Annotated in this window: 26 protein-coding genes and 2 pseudogenes; 9 read left to right on the top strand and 19 right to left on the bottom strand. The window is 64.4% G+C overall.

Going from position 1 to position 25,322, the window contains the following annotated elements:
• Positions 1-155: 155 nt before the first annotated feature.
• The gene (locus AB8Z38_RS26230; protein ID WP_369720632.1) at positions 156-2,996 is read left to right on the top strand and encodes a winged helix-turn-helix domain-containing protein; all 2,841 of its coding nucleotides are present in this window, start codon (positions 156-158) and stop codon (positions 2,994-2,996) included.
• 4 nt (positions 2,997-3,000) lie between these two features.
• Here AB8Z38_RS26230 and AB8Z38_RS26225 read toward each other — a convergent pair whose 3' ends face one another.
• Positions 3,001-3,672: a response regulator gene (locus AB8Z38_RS26225; protein WP_369720631.1), complete on the bottom strand. Its 672-nt coding sequence runs from the start codon at positions 3,670-3,672 to the stop codon at positions 3,001-3,003.
• A gap of 344 nt (positions 3,673-4,016) precedes the next feature.
• Here AB8Z38_RS26225 and AB8Z38_RS26220 point away from each other — a divergent pair, with 344 nt between their 5' ends.
• Complete coding sequence (locus AB8Z38_RS26220; protein WP_369720630.1) at positions 4,017-5,642, top strand: MFS transporter; 1,626 nt, start codon at positions 4,017-4,019, stop codon at positions 5,640-5,642.
• 74 nt (positions 5,643-5,716) lie between these two features.
• Here the strand turns inward: AB8Z38_RS26220 and AB8Z38_RS26215 are convergent, their stop codons facing one another.
• Complete coding sequence (locus AB8Z38_RS26215) at positions 5,717-6,196, bottom strand: secondary thiamine-phosphate synthase enzyme YjbQ (RefSeq protein ID WP_369720629.1); 480 nt, start codon at positions 6,194-6,196, stop codon at positions 5,717-5,719.
• 37 nt (positions 6,197-6,233) lie between these two features.
• Positions 6,234-6,755 carry a hypothetical protein gene (locus AB8Z38_RS26210; protein ID WP_369720628.1) on the bottom strand — a complete coding sequence of 174 codons (522 nt, stop codon included), beginning with the start codon at positions 6,753-6,755 and terminating at the stop codon, positions 6,234-6,236.
• Between the two features lie 382 nt (positions 6,756-7,137).
• Here AB8Z38_RS26210 and AB8Z38_RS26205 point away from each other — a divergent pair, with 382 nt between their 5' ends.
• From AB8Z38_RS26205 to AB8Z38_RS26185, 5 genes are all read left to right on the top strand, one after another.
• Positions 7,138-7,512, top strand: a complete 375-nt coding sequence (locus AB8Z38_RS26205; protein ID WP_369720627.1) for an AtpZ/AtpI family protein — start codon at positions 7,138-7,140, stop codon at positions 7,510-7,512.
• Positions 7,513-7,623: 111 nt separating this feature from the next.
• Positions 7,624-8,373 carry a F0F1 ATP synthase subunit A gene (locus tag AB8Z38_RS26200; RefSeq protein ID WP_369720626.1) on the top strand — a complete coding sequence of 250 codons (750 nt, stop codon included), beginning with the start codon at positions 7,624-7,626 and terminating at the stop codon, positions 8,371-8,373.
• A 52-nt stretch (positions 8,374-8,425) separates the two neighbouring features.
• Complete coding sequence (locus tag AB8Z38_RS26195; RefSeq protein ID WP_007599451.1) at positions 8,426-8,656, top strand: F0F1 ATP synthase subunit C; 231 nt, start codon at positions 8,426-8,428, stop codon at positions 8,654-8,656.
• A gap of 62 nt (positions 8,657-8,718) precedes the next feature.
• On the top strand, positions 8,719-9,282 hold the full coding sequence (locus tag AB8Z38_RS26190) for a F0F1 ATP synthase subunit B' (RefSeq protein WP_369720625.1): 564 nt from the start codon (positions 8,719-8,721) through the stop codon (positions 9,280-9,282).
• 5 nt (positions 9,283-9,287) lie between these two features.
• Positions 9,288-9,773 carry an ATP F0F1 synthase subunit B gene (locus tag AB8Z38_RS26185; protein WP_369720624.1) on the top strand — a complete coding sequence of 162 codons (486 nt, stop codon included), beginning with the start codon at positions 9,288-9,290 and terminating at the stop codon, positions 9,771-9,773.
• 205 nt (positions 9,774-9,978) lie between these two features.
• On the opposite strand, the gene AB8Z38_RS26180 is transcribed toward AB8Z38_RS26185, so the two are convergent.
• The 5 genes and pseudogenes from AB8Z38_RS26180 to AB8Z38_RS26160 form a co-directional block, all read right to left on the bottom strand.
• Positions 9,979-10,632 (bottom strand): hypothetical protein, encoded by a 654-nt coding sequence (locus AB8Z38_RS26180; RefSeq protein WP_369720623.1) that lies wholly within the window; start codon positions 10,630-10,632, stop codon positions 9,979-9,981.
• Between the two features lie 119 nt (positions 10,633-10,751).
• Positions 10,752-11,339 (bottom strand): GNAT family N-acetyltransferase, encoded by a 588-nt coding sequence (locus AB8Z38_RS26175; protein WP_369720622.1) that lies wholly within the window; start codon positions 11,337-11,339, stop codon positions 10,752-10,754.
• Positions 11,340-11,373: 34 nt separating this feature from the next.
• Positions 11,374-12,663, bottom strand: a pseudogene (locus tag AB8Z38_RS26170) (M16 family metallopeptidase).
• Complete coding sequence (thrC, locus tag AB8Z38_RS26165; RefSeq protein ID WP_369720621.1) at positions 12,660-14,078, bottom strand: threonine synthase; 1,419 nt, start codon at positions 14,076-14,078, stop codon at positions 12,660-12,662. The pseudogene AB8Z38_RS26170 and the gene thrC overlap by 4 nt, the downstream one beginning before the upstream one ends.
• 535 nt (positions 14,079-14,613) lie before the next feature.
• Positions 14,614-15,258 carry a response regulator gene (locus AB8Z38_RS26160; RefSeq protein ID WP_369720620.1) on the bottom strand — a complete coding sequence of 215 codons (645 nt, stop codon included), beginning with the start codon at positions 15,256-15,258 and terminating at the stop codon, positions 14,614-14,616.
• A gap of 85 nt (positions 15,259-15,343) precedes the next feature.
• Here AB8Z38_RS26160 and AB8Z38_RS26155 point away from each other — a divergent pair.
• Positions 15,344-16,685: pseudogene (locus tag AB8Z38_RS26155) on the top strand (histidine kinase).
• Here AB8Z38_RS26155 and AB8Z38_RS26150 read toward each other — a convergent pair.
• The 9 genes from AB8Z38_RS26150 to coxB all read right to left on the bottom strand — a co-directional run bounded on the left by AB8Z38_RS26150 (position 16,682) and on the right by coxB (position 23,745).
• Positions 16,682-17,047: a nuclear transport factor 2 family protein gene (locus AB8Z38_RS26150; RefSeq protein ID WP_369720619.1), complete on the bottom strand. Its 366-nt coding sequence runs from the start codon at positions 17,045-17,047 to the stop codon at positions 16,682-16,684. The pseudogene AB8Z38_RS26155 and the gene AB8Z38_RS26150 sit on opposite strands and share 4 nt — an antisense overlap.
• Positions 17,048-17,154: 107 nt before the next feature.
• Positions 17,155-17,919 carry an SURF1 family protein gene (locus tag AB8Z38_RS26145; RefSeq protein WP_369720618.1) on the bottom strand — a complete coding sequence of 255 codons (765 nt, stop codon included), beginning with the start codon at positions 17,917-17,919 and terminating at the stop codon, positions 17,155-17,157.
• The gene (locus AB8Z38_RS26140; protein ID WP_369720617.1) at positions 17,916-18,317 is read right to left on the bottom strand and encodes a DUF983 domain-containing protein; all 402 of its coding nucleotides are present in this window, start codon (positions 18,315-18,317) and stop codon (positions 17,916-17,918) included. Before AB8Z38_RS26140 ends, AB8Z38_RS26145 begins: the two co-directional genes overlap by 4 nt.
• Positions 18,318-18,414: 97 nt before the next feature.
• Positions 18,415-19,272: a cytochrome c oxidase subunit 3 gene (locus AB8Z38_RS26135; RefSeq protein ID WP_369720616.1), complete on the bottom strand. Its 858-nt coding sequence runs from the start codon at positions 19,270-19,272 to the stop codon at positions 18,415-18,417.
• 77 nt (positions 19,273-19,349) lie between these two features.
• Positions 19,350-19,994, bottom strand: coding sequence for a cytochrome c oxidase assembly protein (locus AB8Z38_RS26130; RefSeq protein ID WP_369720615.1), 645 nt, complete (start codon positions 19,992-19,994; stop codon positions 19,350-19,352).
• Positions 19,995-19,999: 5 nt separating this feature from the next.
• Positions 20,000-20,164, bottom strand: coding sequence for a CoxF protein (locus AB8Z38_RS26125; protein ID WP_369720614.1), 165 nt, complete (start codon positions 20,162-20,164; stop codon positions 20,000-20,002).
• A 7-nt stretch (positions 20,165-20,171) separates the two neighbouring features.
• Entirely contained in the window at positions 20,172-21,116 is a 945-nt protein-coding gene (locus AB8Z38_RS26120) for a heme o synthase (RefSeq protein ID WP_369720613.1), read from the bottom strand.
• A gap of 61 nt (positions 21,117-21,177) precedes the next feature.
• The gene (ctaD, locus tag AB8Z38_RS26115) at positions 21,178-22,803 is read right to left on the bottom strand and encodes a cytochrome c oxidase subunit I (RefSeq protein WP_369720612.1); all 1,626 of its coding nucleotides are present in this window, start codon (positions 22,801-22,803) and stop codon (positions 21,178-21,180) included.
• Positions 22,804-22,890: 87 nt separating this feature from the next.
• Entirely contained in the window at positions 22,891-23,745 is an 855-nt protein-coding gene (gene coxB, locus AB8Z38_RS26110; RefSeq protein ID WP_369720611.1) for a cytochrome c oxidase subunit II, read from the bottom strand.
• A gap of 466 nt (positions 23,746-24,211) precedes the next feature.
• On the opposite strand from coxB, the gene AB8Z38_RS26105 reads away from it, so the two are divergent.
• A complete protein-coding gene (locus tag AB8Z38_RS26105; protein WP_369720610.1) occupies positions 24,212-24,742 on the top strand; it encodes an invasion associated locus B family protein in 531 nt (176 codons plus the stop codon).
• Here AB8Z38_RS26105 and AB8Z38_RS26100 read toward each other — a convergent pair.
• Both AB8Z38_RS26100 and AB8Z38_RS26095 read right to left on the bottom strand, forming a co-directional pair.
• Positions 24,699-25,088: a DUF5615 family PIN-like protein gene (locus AB8Z38_RS26100; protein WP_369720609.1), complete on the bottom strand. Its 390-nt coding sequence runs from the start codon at positions 25,086-25,088 to the stop codon at positions 24,699-24,701. The genes AB8Z38_RS26105 and AB8Z38_RS26100 overlap by 44 nt on opposite strands.
• On the bottom strand, positions 25,085-25,309 hold the full coding sequence (locus AB8Z38_RS26095; protein ID WP_369720608.1) for a DUF433 domain-containing protein: 225 nt from the start codon (positions 25,307-25,309) through the stop codon (positions 25,085-25,087). The genes AB8Z38_RS26100 and AB8Z38_RS26095 overlap by 4 nt, the downstream gene beginning before the upstream one ends.
• Positions 25,310-25,322 lie beyond the last annotated feature (13 nt).

Below are 25,322 nucleotides of genomic sequence, written 5' to 3'. Positions count from 1 at the left end.
CCCCAGCACGCCCGTTTGGACTTGTGAGAAGTTGTGAGCCCGTCCGGGAACCCGATGACGAGACTTGCATGCACGGGCTGACGCCGATGCAAAGCCGGACTTGCCGGATCTCCGGGGACTGGCTATGCGGGTCCGCAAATGGGCGAGATTTCGTGATGACTGAGCCGGCTGCGCCTGCGGCAACGACGCTCTCGTTCGGGCCCTTCACCGTGGCTCCGCATGAAAGGCTCGTGATGCGTGACGGCGTTGCGCTGCCGCTCGGCGCAAAGGCGTTCGACACACTGATCGCGCTGATGTCGCGGCCGAACCAGGCCCTCAGCAAATGGGATCTGATCGCCCAGCTCTGGCCCGGCATGGCCGTCGAGGAAGCCAATCTGCGCTTTCACATCGCAGCGCTGCGGAAAGCGCTGGGCGATGGCAAGGACGGCGCCCGCTACATCGCGACCTTGTCGGGCCGCGGCTATTGCTTCGTGGCACCGATCTCGCATGCGGATCTTCCGGCGCAGCGACGCCCAGTGCCGCGGATCGAATTGCCGCCCGTCAAACTGCCGAACCGGCTGCGTCGGATGGTCGGGCGGGCCGACGCGTGCGCCACCGTGTCGGAGAAGCTCACCGCATCACGCTTCGTCACGATCGTCGGCCCCGGCGGCGTTGGCAAGACCGCAATTGCCGTGGCGATCGCGCACGATCTGCTCGAGACATTCGCCGATGCCGCGCACTTCGTGGATCTTGCAGCACTCAGCGACCCCGATCTCGTGATCACCTCGCTGCTGCTGATGCTTGGTCTGCCGGCCCAGGCCGACGATCCCATGCCTGCCTTGCTTGCGCATCTGCAGGACAAGAAGATGCTGCTGATCCTGGACAATTGCGAGCACGTGATGGCGGCCGCAGCCCCGCTGGCCGCTGAGGTCTTTCACGCCGCGCCGCACGTCCATATCCTGGCCACAAGCCGGGAGGCCCTGCGCGTCGAAGGCGAGCAGGTCTACCGGCTGGCGCCGCTTGCCGTTCCACCCGACGGCCCAGAACTGACGGCTGCGGCTGCCCGGACCTATCCCGCGCTCGAACTCTTCCTCGAACGTGCGGAAGCCGCCGGCGCGCGGATCGCACTCGACGATTCCAGTGCCGCCATCGCTGCGGGCATCTGCCGCAAGCTCGACGGCATGGCGTTGGCGATCGAGCTCGCCGCGGGCCGCGTCGAAGCCTACGGCCTGGAGCAGACTGCGGCCTTGCTGGACCAGCGCCTCAACCTGCTCTGGCAGGGTCAGCGGACCGCGCCGCCGCGACAGAAAACGTTGCAGGCCACGCTGGACTGGAGCTACGGCCTGTTGTCCGATCTCGAACGCCTCGTGCTGCGCAGGCTTGCGGTTTTCGCCGGGCATTTCACCATCGACGCCGCGCTCGAGGTGGTGCCCGACGACTACATCGACCGCTCCCGGCTGTTCGATGCCATCGACAGCCTCGTCGCCAAGTCGATGGTCGCGCCGCGGCCGATCGGCGCCATGATGCGCTACCGCCTTCTCGACACGACGCGCGCCTATCTGCTCGCAATCGAGGACGACGGATCGGCGCTCGCCGCCCGCCACGCCACCTATTACTGGCGATGGCTGCAACAGGCCGGCACCAAATGGGCGACGGTGCCGAGCGCCGACGAGCGCGCCATTCATTTTTCCGCGCTTCACAATGTCCGTGCCGCGCTCGACTGGTGCTTCGGCCCGCGCGGCGACGTCGGCATCGGCATTGCGCTCGCCGCTGCTGCGGCGCCAGTTTTCCTGGCGATGTCCCTGCTCACCGAATGCCGGCGCTGGTCCGAGCGGGCGCTGCTTGCGATCGATTCCGCCTCGCGCGGCAGCGCCGAGGAAATGCATATTCAAGCCGCGCTCGGATTGAGCTTGATGTTCACCCGCGGTGGCAGTGAAGCCGCGCGCAACGCCCTGACCAGGAGCCTTGCGATTGCCGAGGCTCTTGGCGACGCGCCGAACCAGCTCCAGTTGCTCGGCCGGATGCACATCTTCCACGAGCGGATCGGCCGGTTCGATGCCGCGCTCGGCTATGCGCAGCAGAGTCTCGCAGTTGCCGAAGCGTTGGGCGACGCCGCCTCCGTCGCCCTCGCGCAATCGCTCGTCGGCGTCTCGCTGCATCTGGGCGGTGAACATCGCGACGCGATGAAGATGCTGGAGGCTGCCTGGCAAGGGCCCGGCACGGAGCGGATCAGCACGGTCTACGGCTTCGATCATCGCAACCGGGCCGGCATCTCGCTGGCGCGAGAGCTTTGGCTACAGGGTCAGCCCTCACATGCGCGGCAACTGGCGCGGCAGACGGTCAATGATGCCGCGCAAATGGATCATCCGATCACGCTCTGCATCGCTCTGATATGGGCGGTCTCGATCGATCTCTGGAGCGGTGACCTCGACGGCGCGGAAGAGAACATCGATCGATTCATCACTCACGCCGAATCGCGCTCGATGGGACCTTATCTCGCGGTCGGAAGGGGCGTGAAAGGCGAGCTTGCGATCCGGCGCGGAGACGCCGGGAGCGGCGTGGAGACGATCAGGCGCAGCCTGCAGGAGTTGCACGACGCAGGCTATGAGCTGCTCACCACGACCTTCAATATCGCGCTGGTTCACGGCCTTCTGGCGCTTGGGCAGATCGAACAGAGCGCGCGCGTGATCGACGACGCGATCCGGCTCGTCACGCAAGGCGGCGATCACCTCTATATGCCCGAGCTGCTGCGCATGAAGGGCAAGGTGTTGCTGTCCCTGCCGCGGCCGATGGGCGAGGAAGCGGAAGCCTCGCTCAGCAACGCGCTTGAACTGAGCCGTCGCAAGGGCGCAAAAGCCTGGGAGCTGCGCTCCGCAATCGATCTTGCAAACCTCTTTGCCGAACGCGGCCAGGGCCAGGAGGCGAAGCTATTGCTTCAATCGGCGCTCGATGGCTTTGTCACGGGTTCCGAGACCGCCGATATCCGGGCCGCAAACGAGTTCCTGGAGACGCTGTAGCCAATCACCCGGTCGGGGTGCCCTGCTTCCACTGCCCGCCTGCGATCCTGGCCGCGGCAATCACCGCCTGGGTCCGGCTCTCGACGCCGAGCTTTTGCAGGATCGCGGAGACATGCGCCTTGATGGTCGCCTCGGAGACGCCGAGTTCATAGGCGATCTGCTTGTTGAGCAGCCCCTCCGAGAGCATCATCAACACCCGCACCTGCTGCGGCGTCAGCGTCACCAGGCGGTCGCGCAGGCGCGTCATGTCGGGGTCTGCGGCGGCCGACAGGTCGGTGTCGGCGGGAACCCAGACGTCGCCGTCCATGATCTTGAGGATGGCATCGCGCAGCGTCTCGACGCCAAACCGCTTCGGGATGAAGCCGGAGGCGCCGAAATCGAGCGAGCGGCGGATCGTGGCGCTGTCGTCGGAGGCCGACACGATCACCACCGGAATCGCCGGATATTGCGCGCGCAGATAGATCAGGCCGGAAAAGCCGGAGATGCCGGGCATTGAGAGATCGAGCAGAACCAGATCGACGTCGGAGGTCTGCTCCAGCAGTTTCGTCAGATCCTCGAACGATCCGGCCTCGTCGATCTTCGCCGTGCTCAGGACGCCGGCCACCGCGTGCCGCAGCGCATCACGGAACAGCGGATGGTCATCTGCAATGACGAGGTGGGGCGTAGGAGCGTTCATCGATCTCTTGCTGTGGTTTGCACCGGGCCAGTAATCCGGACCCCCGCGATGGTCAATTGTTCCTCGGCCGGCCGTGGCATGCAAGTGCCCATTATCCCTTTGCGCGAAAGGGGGTTAATCCCGAAACCACCTGCCGCTGTGCGGTACCGGATACCCGCGCGTCAGGCGAGCGTCAGTGGGCAAGGCCGAAAGTCGTATTGGGGCGGGTTTCACGGCGATGTTACTTTAACCGCAAGGCCCTGGTCGATCCGGGAGGATCCGGACGTCGGGGACAGAGGAAACACGTTTCGGGGAGCGATCGCAACATGTCGACAATGGCTGTGTCTCAGGCGCGCACAGGAGGTATGACGAAGGACGAACGCTTCGTCATTCTCGCCTCCTCGCTCGGTACCGTCTTCGAGTGGTACGACTTCTATCTGTACGGATCGCTGGCTTCGATCATCGGCGCGCAATTCTTCTCGGCCTATCCGCCGGCGACGCGCGACATCTTTGCGCTGCTGGCGTTTGCCGCGGGCTTTCTGGTCCGCCCGTTCGGCGCCATCGTGTTCGGCCGCATCGGCGACATCGTCGGCCGCAAATATACCTTCCTCGTCACCATCCTGATCATGGGTCTTTCGACCTTCATCGTCGGCCTGCTGCCGAGCGCGGCCACGATCGGCTTCGCGGCGCCAGTCATCCTGATCGCACTGCGCCTCGCCCAGGGTCTCGCCCTCGGCGGTGAATATGGCGGTGCGGCGACTTATGTGGCCGAGCATGCCCCGAACGGCAAGCGCGGCTACTACACATCGTTCATCCAGACCACGGCGACGCTCGGCCTGTTCCTGTCGCTGCTGGTGATCCTGTTCACCCGTTCCGCGACCGGCGAAGCCGACTTCGCGGCGTGGGGCTGGCGCATCCCGTTCCTGGTCTCGGTGCTGCTGCTCGGCGTCTCAGTCTGGATCCGGCTCCGCCTCAATGAATCGCCGATCTTCCAGAAGATGAAGGACGAGGGCAAGAGCTCGAAGGCCCCGCTGACGGAGGCGTTCGCCAACTGGCAGAACGGCAAGCTCGTGCTGCTCGCGCTGCTCGGCGGCACGATGGGTCAGGGCGTGGTCTGGTACACCGGCCAGTTCTACGCGCTGTTCTTCCTGCAATCGATCCTGAAGGTGGACGGCTACACGGCAAACCTGCTGATCGCATGGTCGCTGCTGTTCGGCACCGGGTTCTTCGTCGTCTTCGGCGCGCTGTCGGACAGGATCGGCCGCAAGCCGATCATTCTCGGCGGCTGCCTGATTGCGGCGCTGACCTTCTTCCCGATCTTCAAGATGATCACCACCAACGCCAACCCAGCGCTGGAGAAGGCGATCGAAGCAACCAAGGTCGAGGTGGTGGCCGATCCCGCAGGCTGCGGCGATCTGTTCAACCCGGTCGGCACCCGCGTCTTCACCTCGCCTTGCGACACCGCACGCGCCTTCCTGTCGCAGTCGTCGGTCAAGTACGCAACGACCAGCGGCGCGCCCGGCTCCGGCGTCAAGGTCGTCGTCAACGGCAAGGACGTGGCTTACGCGAACGCCAAGGACAGCAACCCGGCGGTCCTCGCCGCGGTGCAGGCGGCCGGCTATCCCAAGGCGGGCGACACCGGTATCGTGAAGATGTCTAATCCGTTCGACATCTTCCGCCCGCAGGTCGCAGCGATCATCGGGCTGCTGTTCATCCTGGTGATCTTCGTCACCATGGTCTACGGCCCGATCGCGGCGATGCTGGTCGAATTGTTCCCGACCAAGATCCGCTACACCTCGATGTCGCTGCCTTACCATATCGGCAACGGCTGGTTCGGCGGCCTGTTGCCCGCGACCGCATTCGCGATCGTGGCCTCGACCGGCGATATCTATGCTGGCCTCTGGTACCCGATCGTGTTCGCGGTGATCACCGCTGTGGTCGGCTTCCTGTTCCTGCCTGAGACCAAGGACGTCGATATCAAGACGACCTGACCGGTACCGGCGTTCACGCCGGCGCTGGCCAAAAACAAACCGGCCGCGGATCCCCCGCGGCCGGTTTTGCTTTGTCACGAGGTCGCGCCGATGAATTGCAGCACGACCTCGCGCCGGTGCGGACGGCTGCGGTGCTCGATCAGATAGATCGCCTGCCAGGTGCCCAGCGCCAGCGCGCCACCGAGCACCGGTACCTGCAACGAGGTCCCCGTCAGCATGGTCTTGATGTGCGCCGGCATATCGTCCGGCCCTTCGGTGTCGTGAGTCCAGCCTGCATCTTCATCGTCGGGCGCGAGCCGCGCCAGCACCGTGGTGAGATCGACCAGCACGGACGGATCGGCATTCTCCTGGATTGTCAGCGATGCCGAGGTGTGACGGATAAACAGCATCAGCGCACCGTCCCGCGCATGAACGTCGGCGATGAATTTCGCGGCTTCGGGCGTGAAGTCGAAGAATCCGCTGCCTGGGGTCTGCAGCGTCAGCGTCGCGGTGCTGATGCTCGTGGCGTGCACCGTCGACGGTGTCGAGCGAGTCTGCGCTTTGATTGAGGTCATGAAAATTCTCTCAACTGCGAAAGCGTCCCGCCACGCGCTAAATCTTCCCCGACACGTCCTTCTGCACGCGGTTGGCCATGTCGATCAGCCGCCGCCAGGCCTTTTCCAGGAACGACATCGCGCGGTCGAGGTCCTGGTCGCTGGGCAGCGGGATCTCGATCCTGCGGTCGCCCTCGGCGACCTTCGGCTCAGCCTTCTTCAGCGAATCCGATTTCGGCAACGCCTCGTCGACCTTGCCCGAGACGGTCGGCCCGGCGGCGAGCTGCCCCTTCAGCTGCTCGATTTCGGCCTGGAGCCGGCCGATTTCGGCATCGAGCGCGGAACGTTCGTCGGGAACCGCGTAGCAAGCCCAGCCGGCGTCATTCCTGGTACAGGTCGAGACCGTGCCGGTGCGGGTGTCGAGCCTCAGCACGCCCTGCGGGATCGGCGTCATGGTGTAGCGGCCGTTTTCGCTATCGGGCGCCGATTGGGCGGCCACCAGACCGCCGCTGGCTGTCGTCACCGCGGCAATTGCCGCCGTCGCAAACCATGACGCAGTGGATGATCTTGCTGGTCTCATCGCGCTCTCCGCCACGACGCGCAGGTGGCGCATCCCGAATTCTACACCTCCGCGGACGGTAGCGCATAGCTTCGTCCAACAAATCCGCCGCCCGAAACGCATCCGCGAAATCAACGATCGCGGCGGTCCGTTTGATCCCGGGGCGGCGGCGAAATGTCGGCGACGTCGGCGGATCGCGAGGACAGCTGCTGCGGTGCGGCGTCAAGCTGTGTGCAGCGCCGGCGCGCAAGGCAATATTGCCATATAGATCAAATAGATAACAGAACACGACGCAATCGTGACTCGGCTTGACTTGATTATGAGCGGTCAGTATGGTCCGCGCGGCTTTTGAGGGTGGCGGGCGTAATTTCCATTCAACCGCAGCGTTTCGGGTCTTCGTGGCATGGCTCAGGACACGGGACGCGGCGAGAATGGAGATCGCGATAGATCGCCCGAGGAAGCTGCGCTTTCCGAACGGCTCGGGAATCTTGATCAGCGGTTGAGCGAATTTCGCGGCCGCCACGTCAAGACCGAGCAACCCGCAGGTGACGGTGAGGACAAAGCGGCCAGAGCCTCGGCGATGGCGCTTGGTTTCCGGTTATCCTCCGAGTTGGTCGCCGGGGTCGTTGTCGGAGCGGGGATTGGCTGGGGTTTCGACCGCTTGCTGTCGACATCGCCTTTCGGATTTATCGTGTTCCTGCTGCTGGGCTTCGTGGCCGGCGTGGTGAACGTGGTGAGAACGGCGGGCGCGGGTCAAAACAGGCGCGGTGGTTCGTAGCCAATCCAAACTGGAGAGGAATGATCGCGCCGGCTTCGCCGGTGCGGGCCGGCCCGCACCGGCACACCGAGACCAGCCGGCTAGCCCGGCAGACCAAGAGATGCCGCGCCGATGAAAATCGATCCGATCCACCAGTTCAACATCGAGCCTCTCTTCACGATCGGCCATATCGGCAATCAGACGATCGCCTTCACCAATTCCTCGCTCTACATGCTGGTTGCGGTGGCGATCATCTCGTTCCTGATGCTTGCCAGCGGCCGGCAGCTGGTTCCCGGGCGCCTGCAGTCGGTCGCGGAAATCTCCTACGAGTTCGTCGCATCGACCATCCGTTCGACCGCCGGCGCGGAAGGCATGAAGTTCTTCCCGCTGATCTTCTCGCTCTTCATGTTCCTCTGCGTCTCGAACCTCGTGGGTATCATCCCCTACACCTTCACGATCTCGAGTCACCTGATCGTGACCGGAGCGCTTGCGCTGCTGGTCTTCTTCACCGTCCTGATCTACGGCGTCGTCAAGAACGGCGTGAAATTCTTCAAGATCTTCGTTCCCCACGGCGTCCCCATCTACATCCTGCCGCTGGTGATGTTCATCGAGGTCCTGTCGTTCTTCCTGCGGCCGGTCTCCCACAGCGTCCGTCTGTTCGCCAACATGCTGGCCGGCCACATCGCGCTGAAGGTGTTCGCGGGCTTCGTTGCCATGCTCGGCTTCTCGCTCGGCGCCCTCGGCTGGGTCGGCGGCGTGCTGCCGCTGGCGCTCACGATCGCGCTGTATGCTCTCGAGATCCTGGTCGCGTTCCTGCAAGCCTATGTGTTCGCGATCCTGACCTGCATCTATCTCAACGACGCCATTCATCCGGGACACTGAGCGGTCCGGGGAATTTCCACCCACAACCCAATCTTTCCTCCAAGGGTCAAAAATGGATCCGGCAGCAGCAAAACTTATCGGCGCGGGCATCGCGTGCATCGGCATGGGCGGTGCGGGCGTCGGCGTGGGCGTGATTTTCGGCAACTATCTCGCCGCAGCCGTTCGCAACCCGTCGGCCGCTCAGGGCCAGTTCGGCAACCTGATCTTCGGCTTCGCCGTGACCGAAGCGCTCGGCATCTTCTCGCTGCTGATCGCGCTGCTGCTGCTGTTCGTTCCGCTCTGAGGACGATTTGTTTCGCGCCGCTTCGACCGAAGCGGCGCGCCTGACAGCAACAGGAGTACTCCATGGCTGAGAGTCATGGCGGGGCGAAAAGTCCGGCGGCGGGCGCCCACACCGAGGCCGAAGGCGGTCACGGTGGCGGTTTTCCGCCGTTCGAGAGCAGCACCTTTGCTTCGCAGCTGGTGTCGCTCGCGATCTTCTTCGTCGTGCTTTACGTGATCGTGTCCAAGCTCGCTTTGCCGCGCGTCGGCGGCGCGATCGAGGCGCGTCAGAACAAGATCGAGGGCGATCTCGCCGAAGCGCAGAAGCTGAAGGATCAGTCCGATGCTTCGCTGAAAGCCTACGAGAGCGAGCTCGCTTCGGCGCGAGCGCGTGCGCAGGCGATTGGCAACGAGTCACGCGACAAGGCGAATGCGCAGACGGAAGCCGAGCGCAAGGTGCTGGAAGAGCAGCTGGCGGCCAAGCTCGCCGAGGCGGAGAAGACCATCGCCTCGACCCGCACGACCGCCATGAGCAACGTCCGCGGCATCGCGGCCGATGCGGCAGGTTCGATCGTGCAGCAGCTCACGGGCGTCATTCCGGATGCGGCGTCGGTCAATGCCGCCGTTGACGCGTCGTTGAAGGGTTAGTCGATATGTTCTTCGAACCTGAATTCTGGGTCGCCGTCGCCTTCGTGATCCTGATGGTCGTGTTCGGCTATCTCGGGGTCTTCAAGAAGGCCATGGCTGCGCTCGACCATCGCGCCGACCGCATCAAGGCCGAGCTCGACGACGCGATGCGTCTCAAGCAGGAGGCCGCCAAGGTGCTCGCCGACTACAAGGCGCGCACTGCTTCGGCCGAACGCGAGGCCGCCGACATCATCGCCAACGCCAGGGCCGAAGCCGAGCGCATCGCGACGGAGGCCAAGGCGAAGATGGAAGATTTCGTCGCCCGCCGCACCAAGACTGCCGAGGGCAAGATCGCGCTCGCCGAAGCCCAGGCGCTCGCCGACGTCCGTGCCGCAGCCGCGGAAGCCGCCGTCCAGGCCGCTTCCACGATCCTGTCGCAGTCGGTCAAGGGCCAGGTCGCCGACGATCTGCTGGCCAAGGGCATCACCGAAGTCCGGCAGAAGCTGAACTGAGGGCAACGGCTCTCGCCAACAATCAAAAAGCCGGCGCCACGAGCGCCGGCTTTTTTGTTTGGCCGACACGACAACCGCAAACTCGATGTCATCACCCGCAAAAGCGGGTGATCCAGTACTCCGAGACGATTGTGATTGATCGATACGCCGCGGCGTACTGGATGCCCCGGTCGAGCCGGGGCATGACAGCTGAAGTTGCCGCGACCTACCTCTTCTTCCCCCGCGCCTTCGGCTCGGGCGCGAGCGCCTGCGGGTCGAAGCCGACATAGAAGATGTAGTTGTCGGCGACCGCGGCCGAGGGCACCGGATAGGACAGATCCTCGGCGACAAAGGTGAACGGCACGCTGCCGCCCTCCGACATCTCGACCGTGGTCCGGTAGGCCTTGGAGGCGATCACCTTCTCGCCGACGCCGCCCTGCACCACCGCGACGCGCAGCGGGACATCGACCGTGCTGGGCGCGCCGGCGGGGCCTGCGATGACGCGGCCCTGGATGCCCACGCGCACCGTGATCTCGCCTCCGTTGCGGGCGCATTCGCGCGCCATCTTGGTGATGGAGGCCTGAAAACGCACGTCGTTGCCGACGGCCGGTTTACCGGTCACCCCGACCCCATAGGTGGACGCCCCGGCGCGCACGGTGACCTGAGGACATTCGAGCTCATCGTCGGCCGGCCGTTGACCCGGCGCAGGCGCAGGCTTCGACTCGGCCGGCTCGTCGGACTTGCCGCCGAACAGGCTCTTGAAGCGGTCGGTCAGCGACTGCGCCGCGACCGGCGAGACGGCCGCCAGTGAGACCGAGAGCGCCAGCCCGATCACCGGACCTCGCCGCAGCGCATTCCGCAATGACCAAAGCTCTTTCATGAACGCCCGTACTCCGTGACACCATCCTGGCAGGTCGCCAGCTTGGTGCGCTTATATCGCTAAAATCGGCGATCCCAAGGCACGAAAAAGCTGAGTTTGGCCCGCGCGGAGACCGGCGCTCAACCGCGGAAATCCTCGTGCAGCAGGCCGAACAGCAAATGGTCCTGCCAGATCCCGTTGATGCAGAGATAGCGGCGCGCCAGGCCCTCACGGGAGAAGCCGCATTTCTCCAGCACCCGGATCGACGGCGCATTGGTGGGGATGCAGGCGGCCTCAACCCGGTGCAGATTGAGCTCGCCGAACATCGTCGGGAGCAGCACCCGAAGCGCGGCCGTCATGTAGCCGCGATGGGCATGGGACTGGCCGACCCAGTAGCCGATGGTCCCCGCTTGCACGATGCCGCGGCGGACATTGGCCAGCGTGATGCCGCCGACCATAGCGCCGTCGAGCTCGCGGAAGATCAGGAAGGGGTAGGAGCGGTCTGCGGCGATATCCTCGGAATAGCGACGCAGGCGGCGGCGGAAGCCGGACCGGGTCAGATCGTCCGACGGCCAGATCGGCTCCCACGGCGTCAGATAATCGCGGCTGGTCTCGCGCAGATGCGCCCATTGCAGAAAATCGGACATCTGCGGTGCGCGCAGCAAGAGCCCGTTGCCGCGCGGCGCGAGGGCGGCAGGTCCACTGGATGGCAGGCGAAACAGGGCCATGGTGATGCTTCCCGGGGCGGTCCGTGCGCGGCTCCTAATGCAGCTGCGCCTTGGTGCGCGCCCGGGTCAATCCTTCCGCAAAAGACACCGCCGTGTCCAGACCCCTGCCGCTGCCCAATGCAACCACCGCAGGGCGGCTGCGCGAAGCAGTGCACGCGCGGCATCGCGGGTCGATTCGATGCTGACGGCGTCGATCCGGGCCACCAGCTCCTGCGCCGTTTGCGGCCGCCCATAGGCGAGCACGTGACGGGCAAGCTGCTCGGCGCGCGACGAGCAGCTCTCCAACGCCATCAAGAGGCCGGCCTTCATCTGCGCCTTGGCGCGGGCAATCTCGGCTTCGGTCAGCGTCTCCACCGAATCGTTCATGACGTCGATGACGACCTCCATCATCTCGGGCGCGTCGGCGGGGTCGGTCCCGGTGTAGAGGCCGAAGAAGCCGGTGTCGGTATAGGGCGCGTGGAACGAGTAGATCGAGTAGCAGAGGCCGCGCTTCTCGCGCACCTCCTGGAACAGCCGCGACGACATCCCGCCACCGAGGATGTTGGTGAAGACTTGCAGCGAGAACAGCGCCGGATCGGTCTGCGGTACGCCTTCGAGCGCCAGCGTCAGGTGCGCCTGCTCGAGTTCGCGGTGTACGACCTTGATGCCGCCCTTGCCGAACTGGGCTGCCTGCGGCTTCGGCCCCGGCGTTGCCCTCAAAGCTTGCAAAGCGCTTCTCGACCTCGGCGACAACCTGCGTGTGATCGACGGCGCCGGCGGCCGCCACGACCATGTCGGGCCCGCGGTAATGCGTCGAGAGATACCCGCGCAGCATGTCGCGGTTGAAGCCTTTCAGCGTCTTGGCGGTGCCGAGCAGCGAGCGCCCCATCGGCTGGTCGGGATAGCAGAGCTCGTTGAGATGCTCGAACACGACGTCGTCGGGCGTATCCTGGGCGGCGCCGATTTCCTGCACGATGACGTTCTTCTCGCGCTCGAGCTCGTCGGGCTCGAAGGCGGGATTGGCCAGGATGTCGGCGAGCACATCGAGCGCCAGCGGCACGTCGGCTTTCATCACCCGGGCATAATAGGAGGTCGTCTCCGTCGAGGTGCCGGCGTTGAGGTCGCCGCCGACCGCCTCGATCTCCTCCACGATCTCGCGCGAGGATCGCCCTGTCGTGCCCTTGAAGGCCATGTGCTCCAGAAGGTGCGAGATGCCGTGCTCGTTCGGCTTCTCGTCGCGGCCGCCGACGCCGGCCCAGACGCCGAGCGCCGCGGTCTCGAGGTGGGGCATGTTGTCGGTCACGACGGTCAGGCCGGAGGCAAGCTTGGAGATCTCGACGCTCATCCGGCAACTCCTTGTTTTGCGGCGCGGCTGACCGACAGCACGAACCGCTCGACCTCGGCCTGGTCGTTCTTGATCACCTTCATGTGTTCGGACTTGGTCATGAGACCGTCGAGCCAAGCCGGCAGTTGCGGCCGCTGGCCGCAGGCCGCCTCCACAGCATCCGGGAACTTGGCCGGATGGGCGGTGGAGAGCACGATATTCGGCACGGTCGTGTCGGTGGTATCGCGGTCGGCGACCGCGAGCGCGACGGCCGTGTGGGGATCGACGAGCTCGCCAGCCTCGCGCCAGGCAGCGCGGATCGCGGCCGCGGTTTCGGTCTCATCAGCGCGGCCGGCGTCGAATTCCTCGCGGATCGCAGCCAGCGTGGCGTCGGGCAGCACGAAGCGCCCCGACTGCTTCAGCTGCTCCATCAGCCGGCGCACGCCGGCCGCATCGCGCCGGCCGGCTTCGAACAGCAGCCGCTCGAAATTCGACGAGATCTGGATGTCCATCGACGGCGACGCGGTGGCATGCACCTCGCGCACCTCGTAGATCCCGGTCTTGAGCGTGCGGGCGAGGATATCGTTGACGTTGGCGGCAATGTGAAGCGTCCGTATCGGGAGACCCATGCGCTTGGCGACGTAGCCCGCGAAAATGTCGCCGAAATTGCCGGTCGGCACGATGAAATCCACCGCGCGCGCGGGCGCGCCGACGGCAACCGCCGAGGTGACGTAGTAGACCACCTGCGCGACGATACGCGCCCAGTTGATGGAATTGACGCCGGACAGCGAGGTCGCATCGCGGAAGCGGTGGTTGTTGAACATCCCCTTCACGAGCGCCTGGCAATCGTCGAAATTACCTTCGACGGCGAGCGCGTGAACATTGGCCGCGCCTGTCGTCGTCATCATGCGCTGCTGCACCTCGGAGATGCGGCCGTGCGGAAACAGCACGATGAGATCGACGTTCTCCAGCCCTGCAAACGCGTCAACCGCAGCGCCACCGGTGTCGCCCGACGTCGCGACCACGATGGTGGTGCGCTGGCCGCGCTTGGCGAGAACATGATCCATCAGCCGCGAGATCAGCTGCATCGCGACGTCCTTGAACGCGAGCGTCGGACCGTGGAACAGCTCCAGCACGAATTGATGCGGTGACATCTGGCGCAGCGGCACCACCGCCGGATGGCGGAAGGTGGCGTAGGCCTCGTTCGCCATGCGACCAAGGTCGGCGTCCGAAATCTCACCGCCGACGAAGGGACGGATCACGTCGACCGCAACCTCCCAATAGGGGCGGCCGAAAAAACCTGTGATCGTCTCAGCGGAGAGCTGCGGCCAGGTGACCGGCACATACAGGCCGCCGTCGCGAGCAAGCCCGGTCAGCATCACGTCGCAGAAGCCAAGCTCAGGGGCCTCGCCCCGGGTCGAGATATAACGAGTCAAACTGCCCTCCAAAGGCCGGCCCGGCCTGAAATCCGGGCCTTAAGCCTTTGATTTCACGATGTTCCTAGTTTGCAGCCAGAGGCTTTGCGGCACCATAGAGTGTTTTGCGGCATCGGGAAACCGGCCAACGAAAAAGGGCTGCGGCGATGCCGCAGCCCTTCTCTTGGAAGGTCTGTCGTTACTGTGTGCAGACCGGTTTTCGCGTCGGGTGTCGCCACCCCCTGACATCGTTCGTTCGAGCTATCGTCGCCTGTCCAGGGATCGTCAAGGACAAAAACGACGGGGGCAGCCAAATGTTCCGGTTTTTCCCGATACGCTACGGCTGGTGCTGAGCTTCATACAGCTTGGCAGCGGACGCTATTGCTTCGTTTTCCCGGCCTGTCGCGCCAACCTGGGAACGAACATCTCGTCGGCCCATTGTGTCGACGGATGGTACCAGCCGTTCGTCCCCACATTGCCCAGACGCACGGCGACGCCACTCCGTCGGCCGGACCGGCGGCATTCTGGAGCAGCCGGTTCGGTCCCCTGACGAACGTCAGTTCATCCCGATTTCCACCGCGATCCGGATCAGGTCGGAATGGTTCTTGGCGCCGAGCTTCTGCTTGAGCAGGGACGTGGTGTTGGCGACCGTCTTGTAGGAGATGCCGAGCGCCTCGGCGACCTCGACGATCTTGTTGCCGCGCCCGAGCAGGCGGAGAATTTCCAGCTCCCGCGGGGTCATCTGCGAGGCTGGATTGGCCTTGATGGCCGCGCCCGAGAACGTCACGGCCTCCGCGAGCTGCGGCGAGATAAAATTGTCGCCTGCGATCACCTTGCGCACTGCCTTGAGCAGGATCCTGGGGTCGTCGCCTTTGGAGACATAGCCCTGTGCGCCCAGTTCGACCGCGCGCACCACGAAAGCCGGATCGTCATTCATGCTGAACATGATGATCTTGGCGTCCGGGTCGTCCTTGCGGATCCGGCGCATCAGTTCGAAGCCGGAGACGTCGGGCAGGCTGATGTCGATGACCGTGACGTCGGGACGCTTGCTGATATAAGCGCGGTGCCCGGACTTGGCGTCGGTTGCCTCGTCGATGCGGATGGAATGGTCGGACGCAAACAGGGTGCGGCAACCGGACAGCACCACGGGATGATCGTCGACGATCAGTACTCTGGTTGCCGGCTTGGCGGTATCTTGCATCGTAACTCTCTGTTTTCTCGACTCATAAGCCGCCGGGAACAAATGGAAAGAGCAAATTCCGCTGATGCCCGTTAGAATTGACCTAATGTGGCAACGGCTCCCATTCAGGACGCAACTGTTTCTTCCGCTCGGCGTCAGCTTCGTCGCCGCACTGGTCATGGGCGCCGTGCTGCTCCAGACCTTCGCGACCGGCCAGCTTGCCGACGAGAACGAGGCGGGGCGGCGCTCGACCAGGATGGTCGCGGCCGCGCTCAACGCCACCCTGCGGGCCTCCGACAAGCCTGGGCAGGCGCTCGAGGCCTTTGTCCACGCGATGGATACGGCCTCGGATATCCAATTCCGGCCGGCGGAGGCAGGTCCCCACCTCTTCCGCGGATGACGCCCTGCACACCCTGCATGGCGTACCACGATGGTTCATCGACCTGCTTGGTGTTCCCGACGTGAACGAGACATCCCCGGTGATGATCGGCGGCTCGCGCGTCGGCGACATCGTGTTCCGGCCCGACCTGTCGGCCGATGTGTTCGAGAAATGGGTCGGCTTTCTCGCGTTGATCGGTCTCGTCGCGGTGCTGACGGCGGTCACCGCAATCGTCGCCTATGTTTTCGCGGGATCGGCGCTGCATCCCCTGCAAAATCTCGGCGAAGGGCTGACGCGGATACGCCGCGGCGATTACGCAAACCTGATCCCGATCGGAGGGCCGCCGGAGATTCGGCAGAGCTGCGAGGAGGCCAATGCGCTCGCCGCAACACTCGCGCAATTGAGCCAGGACAATCGCGATCTCCTGCACCGTCTGGTGTCGCTCCAGGACGACGAGCGGCGCGTTCTCGCCCGCGAACTGCATGACGAGCTCGGGCCGCTGTTGTTCAGCATCCGCGTCGGCACGATCGCCCTGGTCGAGGCCGTGCCGGCTTCGGGACATCTCGGCGATTCCGCGCAGGAGGTGCTGCAATCGGTCGAAGCACTTCAGCAGGCCAACCGCCGCATCCTCGACCGGCTGCGGCCGCTGTACATCGAGGAATTGGGGCTCGAGAGCAGCGTGCAGACGCTGCTCCGGAATTTCCGCCGGCAGGCACCGCATATCGCCGTGACGGCAACGATCGATCCTGCGCTCGACGGGATCGGCGGGGCGCTGGCCCAGACCGTCTACCGGGTGATCCAGGAAGCGCTGACCAACGTGCTGCGCCACGCCGGCGCGCGCAACGCCCACGTGCAGGCAGCCGTCGCCGGCGATGCCCTCGCCATCGAGGTCTCCGATGACGGCGGCGGCTTTCCCGCGGAGAATGTCTTCGGCCGGGGCCTCACCGGCATGCACGAGCGCGTGCGCGCGCTCAGCGGGTCGCTGTCACTGCTGCGTGCCGACGAACGAACCTATGTGCGCTGCCGCCTGCCGATCGAGAAGACGCGGGACGTACCGCGCTCCGGCTAGCACGCGGCGCAATTGTGAGAGCTCTGCTGCGCCGGCTCGCAGACCATGCTGTAGATCTTGCCTCCCGGGCTGAACCGAAACGAGACGCGAATGCGCAGCGCGCCCGCAACGGAATATTCGAGATCGACGCCTTGTGGCACCGGCTTGATCTCTTCGAGGCCAAAGCGCACCGACGGGAAGGCGCTGAGCTGCGGCCTCCAAAAGGCTTCGAGCTCGCTCCGGCCGCGATAGCTGTGCTTGCCGTTGCACGTGCATTCGAGCTCGGCGTCGTCGGTATAGAGGTCGAGCAACGCCGCAAGGTCGCCCTTCCGGCAGGCATCCACCCAATCGACGACTATTCCCATCTGATCAAAATCGCTCACGCTGCAATCCTGTCTGCCGCGGAAAAATCTCAAGGCGGCTTAGGATCACAGTCGTGAATATGTCCTGAACAATAAACCCCGGGCGATTCCGGGTTTCGTCCGGGAACCTACGGCGTCGCTCCGCTCTGCCGCCGTCCCCTCACCCAGAGGGCGAAGGCGATCAACACCGCACCTGCGAGCGTGAACCAGGTGATGGCATATTGCAGATGGTCGTCCTTCAGATGCACATCGAGCGGACCCGGACGCGGAATGCCGTTCGCGGGGACCGGTTGCTCCAGGTCGATGTAGAACGGCGCGACCGTGCCCCAGCCGAGTGCGCTTGCGATCGCCAGGTGATCGCGCACGAACCAGAGCCGCTTGTCGCGATTCTCCGCGGGCGTGAGCCATCCCGGCGCTTCCGGAAAACGCAGATAGCCGGTGAGCGCGAGCGGCGTGCCGGTGACGAGCTTCTTCACCGCGCGATCCTCGACGCCGCGATCCTGCATCGTGTTCTCGACGAACCCCGCATCGATCACGACGATCTCCCCGCCCGGCAGCCGCGCCGGCAGAAAGGCCCAGGTGCCGGGGCCGGAGGCATCCTTGCGCACGGCGGAGCCGGGCGAATAAACCATCGCATCCGGCGAGGCCGCGTAGGTCGCGGTGAAGCTGACGCGGCGGAATTCGTCGCGCGCGGCGTTCAGGCCGCCCCATTGTGCCGGCGGCGGCAGCGCGATCGGCGGCTGCGCGAGACGCTCGGTGAGTGCGGCGATCAGTTCGTGCTTGGCGCTGCGACGCTGCAGCTGCCAGACGCCGAGCGCGACGAAGGCCGCCGTCAGCAACAACGTGAACAGCGCGAAGCCGGCCACGCGGGGCTTGCGCGCTGTCTCGCTCATTTCTCGCGGTCGACCAGCCGGCCCGGCGCCGCCTTGTGGTGGAATTGCAACGAGATCAACAGCGATTTCATCGCGCGTAGCGGCAGGAGCGTGGTGGCGAGGATCAGCGGCAGCCACAGCACCGCATGCAACCAGTACGGCGGCTGGTACTTGACCTCGACCACCAACGCACAGCCGACCACGATCGCACCGGCCAGCATGATGATGAAGATCGCAGGACCATCGCCGGTATCGATGAAGGCGTAGTCGAGGCCGCAGCGCTCGCAGGCGGGCGCCAGCGTCAGGAAGCCCGCATAGAGCTTGCCCGCGCCGCAGCGCGGGCATTTGCAGGCGAGCCCGCGCAGCGCGCTTTGCAGGACGGAGGTCTGGGTCTCGGAGGTGCCGGTGGTTTGGTTCATGACAAGCTAATCTACCACACTTCCTGGAGAAACCTCTTCAGCGGCAAAGCAAAAGGGCGGCCCTGCGGCCGCCCTTTGCCAATCGATCTCCCGCGGCTCAGTGCGCGCCGTGAGCCATGGTCTCGGCGCCGTGTCCCCAGACATAGATGCAGAGGAACAGGAACAGCCAGACCACGTCGACGAAGTGCCAGTACCAGGCCGCGAACTCGAAGCCGAGGTGCTGCGTGGGCGTGAAATGGCCGGCATAGGCGCGCGCCAGGCACACGATCAGAAAGATCGTGCCGACCAGGACGTGGAAGCCATGGAAACCGGTCGCCATGAAGAACGTGGCGCCGTAGACGTTACCGGCGAACGAGAACGCCGCATGGCTGTACTCGTAGGCCTGCACGCAGGTGAAGGTCGCGCCCAACAGGATGGTCAGGATCAGGCCGTACTTCAGACCCTGGCGATCGTTCTCGAGCAGCGCATGATGCGCCCAGGTCACCGTGGTACCGGAGGTGAGCAGGATCAGCGTGTTCAAGAGCGGCAGGTGCCAGGGATCGAAAGTCTCGATGCCATGCGGCGGCCAGACACCGCCGAACAGCGCCTCGCGGGTGGCGTGAACGGGATCAGCGGGGAACAGCGCCGCGTTGAAATAGGCCCAGAACCAGGCGACGAAGAACATCACCTCGGAGGCGATGAACAGGATCATGCCGTAGCGATGGCTGATCTGCACGACGCGGGTGTGGTCGCCCTTGTACTGGGCTTCCTTGATCACGTCGCCCCACCAGCTCGCCATGGTGTAGAGCACGCCGATGGTACCGACACCGAAGATGATCGGCGCGGCCGAGAACATGTGATGCATCCAGGTGATCGCGCCGATTGCCATGATGAAGGCCGAGACGGAGCCGACCGCCGGCCACGGAGAGGGATCGACCAGGTGGTAGTCGTGATGCTTGCCTTGCGCGGTAGCCATTGCGGTCTCTCTCCTCAATCCCGTGCCTGTGCGGCACTTATCCCCTTACTCCGACACCCGGGCGATCAACCCGGCGGTCAGAGATTTCCCTTGCGCTTGTCGTCCTCGCCGGCTGCGACCGGCTTCACCACCGGATCGCGCACCGGATAGAACGTGTAGGACAGCGTGATCGTGCTGAGCCCGTCATTGTCGTGGTCGTTGACGATCGACGGATCGACGTAGAACACAACCGGCATCTCTCGCTTCTCGCCGGGCGCCATGGTCTGCTCGGTGAAGCAGAAGCAGTTGATCTTCTGGAAATACGAGCCGACCGTCAGCGGCGCGACATTATAGGCAGCCTGGCCTGACGTTGTGCGCGCGGCCTGGTTGGTCACGGTGTAGTAGATCGTGGTGACCTGGCCGATGTTGACCTCGACCTCGCTCTGCTCCGGCTCGAACTTCCAGGGCAGGCCAGGCGCAACGTTGGAATCGAAGCGCACCGAGATTTTGCGCGCGATCGGGCCGCTCGCAGGTGCCGAGGTCGCGACCTGGGTCGTGCCGTTGAAGCCGGTGGAGCGGCAGAACCAGTTGTAAAACGGCACGGCGGCATAGGATGCGCCGACCATCAACGCGACCACGCCGCCGCAGATCGAGGCGACCAGCGCGTCGCGGCCCAAACCACGGCGCACCGCTGCCGGCGGCTTCGGCGTCACGTCCTGCGCTATGGTCGGTTTCTGATCCATCTTCCTCATATCGGGCGAATTAGGACCGCGGGTCCCTTGACCAGGGTGACGGCGAAAAACAGCACGACCAGCACACCGAGCGCGAGCGCGATGGCAATCGAGCGCTGACGACGGCTCTTCTTCTGCGCCTCGGTGAGGACGATTCCATCTGGCTCGGGTTTGTCAGCCATCCCGTTCTCATGCGCCCCCAGCCAACGGAGCGAGCGCCCGGTACACGACCTCGGCGAGCAACGTCGCAAACAGCGCGAACAGATAAAGGATGGAGAAAGCAAAGAGCTTGCGGGTGGCGCGCAGCGACTGACTGCGCTCCCGGCGCAAGTAGACATTGATGGCGAGCACCAGCATGCCGGCGCCGAGCACCAGCGAGGTGACGCCGTAGATGGCGTCGAAATAGCCGAGCGCCCACGGTGCGGCAGCGACCGCGATCAGCACGACGGTGTAGAGCAGAATCTGGAGACGCGTCGCGTCGGGACCGGCGACATTGGGCAGCATGGGAATGCCGGCGCGGGCGTAGTCGTCGGAGCGGAACAGCGCCAGCGCCCAGAAATGCGGCGGCGTCCAGAAGAAGATGATGGCGAACAGCAGCAGCGGCTCGACATCGACCGTGCCGGTCACGGCAGCCCAGGCCACCACCGGCGGCAGCGCGCCGGCGGCGCCGCCGATCACGATGTTCTGCGCCGTCCAGCGCTTCAGGCCGATGGTGTAGATCACGACGTAGAAGAAGATGGTGAAGGCGAGCAGCGCGCCCGCGATCCAGTTGACGAGAATGCCGAGCGTCATCACCGAGAAAAAGGCGAGCGTCATCCCGAACGTCATCGCCTCGGGCCGGGTGACGCGGCCGCGCGGGATCGGCCGGTTCGCCGTGCGCGACATCTTGGCATCGATGTCGCCCTCAAGCGCCATGTTGAGCGCACCGGAGGCGCCGGCGCCGACGGCGATGCAGAGCAGCGAGGTGATTGCGAGCACAGGGTGGAAATGCCCCGGTGCCAACGCCATCCCGACCAGCGCGGTGAAGATCACGAGCGACATCACCCGCGGCTTGAGCAGCGTGATGTAATCGCCGACCTCCGCTTCGGAGATCCTGGGATTGAAATCGATGGCGTTGTGATCGAGGACGGACACTTAAACCTGCTTGCTTCGCTGTAGGGCCGCGGCGCCCGTGACGGGCGCCGCGGGATCTCGCTTACTGCACGCGGGGCAGCACTTCGAACTGATGGAAGGGCGGCGGCGAGGACAGCGTCCACTCCAGCGTGGTGGCGCCGGCACCCCAGGGATTGTCGCCCGCCGGGACCTTTTTCATGAAGGCGTCGAACACGCAGTAGAGGAAGATCAGCACGCCGAAGCCGGAAATGTAGGAGCCGATCGAGGAGATCAGGTTCCAGCCCGCGAACGCGTCGGGATAGTCGACGTAGCGGCGCGGCATGCCGGACAGGCCGAGGAAGTGCTGCGGGAAGAACACCAGATTGACGCCGACGAAAGTGAACCAGAAATGCGCCTTCGCGATCGTCTCGTTGTACATGTAGCCGGTCATCTTCGGGAACCAGTAGTACCAGCCGGCGAAGATGGCGAACACGGCACCGAGCGACAGCACGTAGTGGAAGTGCGCGACGACGTAATAAGTGTCCTGGAGCACGCGGTCGACGCCGGCATTCGCCAGCACGACGCCGGTGACGCCGCCGACCGTGAACAGGAAGATGAAGCCAACCGCCCAGATCATCGGCGCGCGAAACTCGATCGAGCCGCCCCACATCGTGGCGATCCAGGAGAATATCTTCACGCCGGTCGGCACCGCGATCACCATGGTGGCGGCGACGAAATAAGCCTGCGTCGCCGACGACATGCCGACCGTGTACATGTGGTGGGCCCAGACCACGAAGCCGATGCCACCGATCGCAACCATGGCGTAGGCCATGCCGAGATAGCCGAACACCGGCTTGCGCGAGAAGGTCGAGACGATCTGGCTGATCATGCCGAAGCCGGGCAGGATCAGGATGTACACCTCGGGATGGCCGAAGAACCAGAACAGGTGCTGGAACAGCACGGGATCGCCGCCACCGTCGGGCGAGAAGAAGGTGGTGCCGAAATTGCGGTCGGTGAGCAGCATCGTGATCGCGCCGGCGAGCACCGGCAGCGACAGCAGCAGCAGGAACACCGTCACCAGGATCGACCAGACGAACAGCGGCATCTTGTGCAGGGTCATGCCCGGCGCGCGCATGTTGAAGATCGTGGTGATGAAGTTGATGGCGCCGAGAATCGAGGAGGCGCCCGCCAGATGGAGCGACAGGATCGCGAAGTCCACCGCGGGGCCCGGATGCCCCGTGGTCGACAGCGGCGCATACATGGTCCAGCCGGCGCCGACGCCGTTGGCGCCGGGCTCGCCCTCGACGAAAGTCGACAGCAGGAGCAGCGCGAAGGACGCCGGCAGCAGCCAGAACGAGACGTTGTTCATGCGCGGGAACGCCATGTCCGGCGCACCGATCATCAGCGGCACGAACCAGTTGCCGAAGCCGCCGATCATCGCCGGCATGACCATGAAGAAGATCATGATCAGGCCGTGTGAGGTCACGAAGACGTTATAGGTGTGCGACTCGTGGAATATCTGCACGCCCGGAAACATCAACTCGGCACGGATCGCGATCGACATCGCGGCACCGATGACGCCCGCGATGACCGCGAAGATCAGGTACATCGTGCCGATGTCCTTGTGGTTGGTCGAATAGACGTAGCGCCGCCATCCGGTCGGATGGGCGTGCTCGTCATGTCCGTGGTCTTGCGCGTGTTCGCCGTGTGCTGCTGCGCTCGTTGCCATTTTCAAATCCTGCCTTGCGTCCCATTCGGACCTTCGGAGGTCCCGCCCTTTATGTCGCCTTCAATCCACCTGAGCCTTCACCCGACGCTACTGCGCCGGGCCGGCCGCCGAGGCGAAAGTGCTGGTGCCGCCGCTCGCAAACTTCTTCTTCGCCGTTTCCACCCAGGAGGCGAAATCCTGCTCGCTCACCACACGCACCGCGATCGGCATGAAGGCGTGATCCTTGCCGCAGAGTTCAGAGCACTGACCGTAAAACATGCCAGTCTTGGTTGCCTTGAACCAGGTCTCGTTCAGCCGGCCGGGAATGGCGTCGATCTTGATGCCGAACGCAGGCACCGCGAAGGAGTGAATGACGTCGGCGCCGGTGGTCTGGACACGAACGACCTTGTTGACCGGAACCACCATCTCGTTGTCGACGCCGAGCAGCCGCGGCTGCTTGTCCTGGGCCATCAGCGAGTCGAATTCGAACTTGCCGTTATCCGGATAGGCATAGGACCAGTACCACTGCTTTCCCGTCGCCTTGATGGTCAGGTCCGCCTTCGGCACATCGAGTTCGAGGAACAGCAGCCGGAATGACGGCACCGAGATGCCGACCAGGATCAGCACCGGGACAAGGGTCCAGGCTACCTCGATCAGCGTGTTGTGCGTGGTCCGCGACGGCACTGGATTGGCCCTCGCATTGAACTTCACGACCACGGCCACGAGCAGCGCCAGCACGAACAGCGTGATCACGATAACGAGCACGGACAAGAAGTCGTGGAACCAGACAATATTGTCCATTACCGGAGACGCGGAGCCCTGAAGGTGCCATTCCCACGGGGACGGCTGCCCGAGCTCGGCGAACGCCGCGCCGCCCGTCGCCAGCGTGATGCCAGCCGCCACCATGGCGATGGTGGCTAATCCCAGCAATTGCCGGCCCACCTGACCTATCGACATCTTCATGCCGTTCGCGCTCCCCTAACGAAATCACCCCAGGTGCATCCCCCTATTTCCGGGAAATGCTTATTCGATCCGCCCGTCTGACAAACAGCCGCTCAAGAATACCTCTAAGAGGAATTGGGCCAGATCGCTAGAACGCCGAAATCAAGCTTCTCAAACCATAATTCTTGATCTATCGCAATGCAGTCTTGGGGCCCCTCTGTCAGCCATCACCCGCAAGATATTTCCCAGCAACATCAGACAAAAATACCGTTTCCCGGGATGCCGCGGCTTGACAGCGGAATTGCCCGCGGTAGGCACTGGCGGACAGTTACGCGGGAACCTGATTCGTGCCAGCGAAGGCGGACCGAGGCGGCGCGGGATTTGCTTGCGAATCGCCTTCAAGCCGCCGTCATTCCCGTATCAATCCGCAAGGCGCGAGCGACCGAAGCGAGCAGAGGGACCGACCCCGATGGGGCTTTCGAGATGGATGGCAGGGCCGGATAACAGCCTCAGGACGCTGATCGGCCGCCTGGCCATTCCCCTTTTCCTTGCCTTGCCGATCCTTGCATTGCCGGGCCTCGCCCATGCGCAGGGCGCGGTGCGCTCCGTTCATGGCGACTGGCAGATCCGCTGCGACACCCCGCCGGGCGCCCAGGCCGAGCAATGCGCCCTGATCCAGAGCGTGGTGGCCGAGGACCGCTCGAATGCCGGCTTGACGGTGATCGTGCTGAAAACGGCCGACCAGAAGAGCCGCCTGATGCGGGTGGTCGCCCCGCTCGGCGTGCTCTTGCCCTCCGGCCTCGGGCTGAAGCTCGACAACCAGGACGTCGGCCGCGCCGGTTTCGTCCGCTGCCTGCCTAATGGCTGCGTCGCCGAGGTCGTCATGGACGACAAGCTGCTCGGCCAGCTCCGCAGCGCCAAGACCGCGACCTTCATCATCTTCGAGACCCCGGAAGAGGGCATCGGCTTCCCGCTCAGCCTGAACGGGCTCGGCGAGGGGTACGACAAGCTGCCGTAGGGGCCCGGGACCGGTCAGTAGATTTCAAGACACGCCGCGCCGTCATCGCCCTCGAAGGATTTAATCGTTTGTACGTGTCTGCGAAGCAGTGCGGCAGTGGCGCGGTCGTTTGATTGCCGGCCCGCAGCCAGATGACTTTGGACGGACAACCCAACAAGGCTGCAAGCTCGGCGAAATCGACGTCCTGGGTCACAATCACGCAGCCATTTGCCTTCGCGAAATCCCAAAGCGCGCGATCCGGAACTTCGGTTAGTCCATGAGGCCGGACGTGGCTGGAATCCGGAAACAAGTCGGCAATCGTCTGGCAAAGCTTGAAGCTGAGGTTCTGATCGAACAGCAGCCTCATATCGGAGCGGTCACCAACCGCCTCTCACGGTCGGCGGCGTAGGCCAGGCAGGCCCGGATATCGTCCTCGGTCAATTCGGGGAAATCATCGAGGATCTGAGCGTGGGTCTGGCCGGCGGCCAACCAGCCGAGCACATCCGCCACGGCAATCCGCATATGGCGAATGCAGGGTCGCCCACCGCGCTTGCCCGGTTCAATGGCTATGATGTCTTGGTATTTCATGGACGTAGCATAG

It is taken from the genome of Bradyrhizobium sp. LLZ17, assembly GCF_041200145.1.
Classification (GTDB): domain Bacteria; phylum Pseudomonadota; class Alphaproteobacteria; order Rhizobiales; family Xanthobacteraceae; genus Bradyrhizobium.
The sequence above is the reverse complement of the archived record's forward strand: the minus strand, read 5'-3'. Positions and strand labels throughout refer to the sequence as shown.

Bases quoted from the DNA above. Each gene is read 5' to 3' on its own strand.
- AB8Z38_RS26130 (WP_369720615.1), bottom strand. From the start codon at position 19,994: ATGGATCAGAAACCGACCATAGCGCAGGACGTGACGCCGAAGCCGCCG.
- AB8Z38_RS26185 (WP_369720624.1), top strand. From the start codon at position 9,288: ATGTTCTTCGAACCTGAATTCTGGGTCGCCGTCGCCTTCGTGATCCTG.
- coxB (WP_369720611.1), bottom strand. From the start codon at position 23,745: ATGAAGATGTCGATAGGTCAGGTGGGCCGGCAATTGCTGGGATTAGCC.
- AB8Z38_RS26200 (WP_369720626.1), top strand. From the start codon at position 7,624: ATGAAAATCGATCCGATCCACCAGTTCAACATCGAGCCTCTCTTCACG.
- AB8Z38_RS26175 (WP_369720622.1), bottom strand. From the start codon at position 11,339: ATGGCCCTGTTTCGCCTGCCATCCAGTGGACCTGCCGCCCTCGCGCCG.
- AB8Z38_RS26205 (WP_369720627.1), top strand. From the start codon at position 7,138: ATGGCTCAGGACACGGGACGCGGCGAGAATGGAGATCGCGATAGATCG.
- AB8Z38_RS26135 (WP_369720616.1), bottom strand. From the start codon at position 19,272: ATGGCTACCGCGCAAGGCAAGCATCACGACTACCACCTGGTCGATCCC.
- AB8Z38_RS26195 (WP_007599451.1), top strand. From the start codon at position 8,426: ATGGATCCGGCAGCAGCAAAACTTATCGGCGCGGGCATCGCGTGCATC.
- AB8Z38_RS26140 (WP_369720617.1), bottom strand. From the start codon at position 18,317: ATGAACCAAACCACCGGCACCTCCGAGACCCAGACCTCCGTCCTGCAA.
- ctaD (WP_369720612.1), bottom strand. From the start codon at position 22,803: ATGGCAACGAGCGCAGCAGCACACGGCGAACACGCGCAAGACCACGGA.
- AB8Z38_RS26180 (WP_369720623.1), bottom strand. From the start codon at position 10,632: ATGAAAGAGCTTTGGTCATTGCGGAATGCGCTGCGGCGAGGTCCGGTG.
- AB8Z38_RS26220 (WP_369720630.1), top strand. From the start codon at position 4,017: ATGACGAAGGACGAACGCTTCGTCATTCTCGCCTCCTCGCTCGGTACC.
- AB8Z38_RS26145 (WP_369720618.1), bottom strand. From the start codon at position 17,919: ATGAGCGAGACAGCGCGCAAGCCCCGCGTGGCCGGCTTCGCGCTGTTC.
- AB8Z38_RS26210 (WP_369720628.1), bottom strand. From the start codon at position 6,755: ATGAGACCAGCAAGATCATCCACTGCGTCATGGTTTGCGACGGCGGCA.
- AB8Z38_RS26105 (WP_369720610.1), top strand. From the start codon at position 24,212: ATGGCAGGGCCGGATAACAGCCTCAGGACGCTGATCGGCCGCCTGGCC.
- AB8Z38_RS26100 (WP_369720609.1), bottom strand. From the start codon at position 25,088: ATGAGGCTGCTGTTCGATCAGAACCTCAGCTTCAAGCTTTGCCAGACG.
- AB8Z38_RS26160 (WP_369720620.1), bottom strand. From the start codon at position 15,258: ATGCAAGATACCGCCAAGCCGGCAACCAGAGTACTGATCGTCGACGAT.
- AB8Z38_RS26215 (WP_369720629.1), bottom strand. From the start codon at position 6,196: ATGACCTCAATCAAAGCGCAGACTCGCTCGACACCGTCGACGGTGCAC.
- AB8Z38_RS26190 (WP_369720625.1), top strand. From the start codon at position 8,719: ATGGCTGAGAGTCATGGCGGGGCGAAAAGTCCGGCGGCGGGCGCCCAC.
- AB8Z38_RS26125 (WP_369720614.1), bottom strand. From the start codon at position 20,164: ATGGCTGACAAACCCGAGCCAGATGGAATCGTCCTCACCGAGGCGCAG.
- AB8Z38_RS26095 (WP_369720608.1), bottom strand. From the start codon at position 25,309: ATGAAATACCAAGACATCATAGCCATTGAACCGGGCAAGCGCGGTGGG.
- AB8Z38_RS26225 (WP_369720631.1), bottom strand. From the start codon at position 3,672: ATGAACGCTCCTACGCCCCACCTCGTCATTGCAGATGACCATCCGCTG.
- AB8Z38_RS26230 (WP_369720632.1), top strand. From the start codon at position 156: ATGACTGAGCCGGCTGCGCCTGCGGCAACGACGCTCTCGTTCGGGCCC.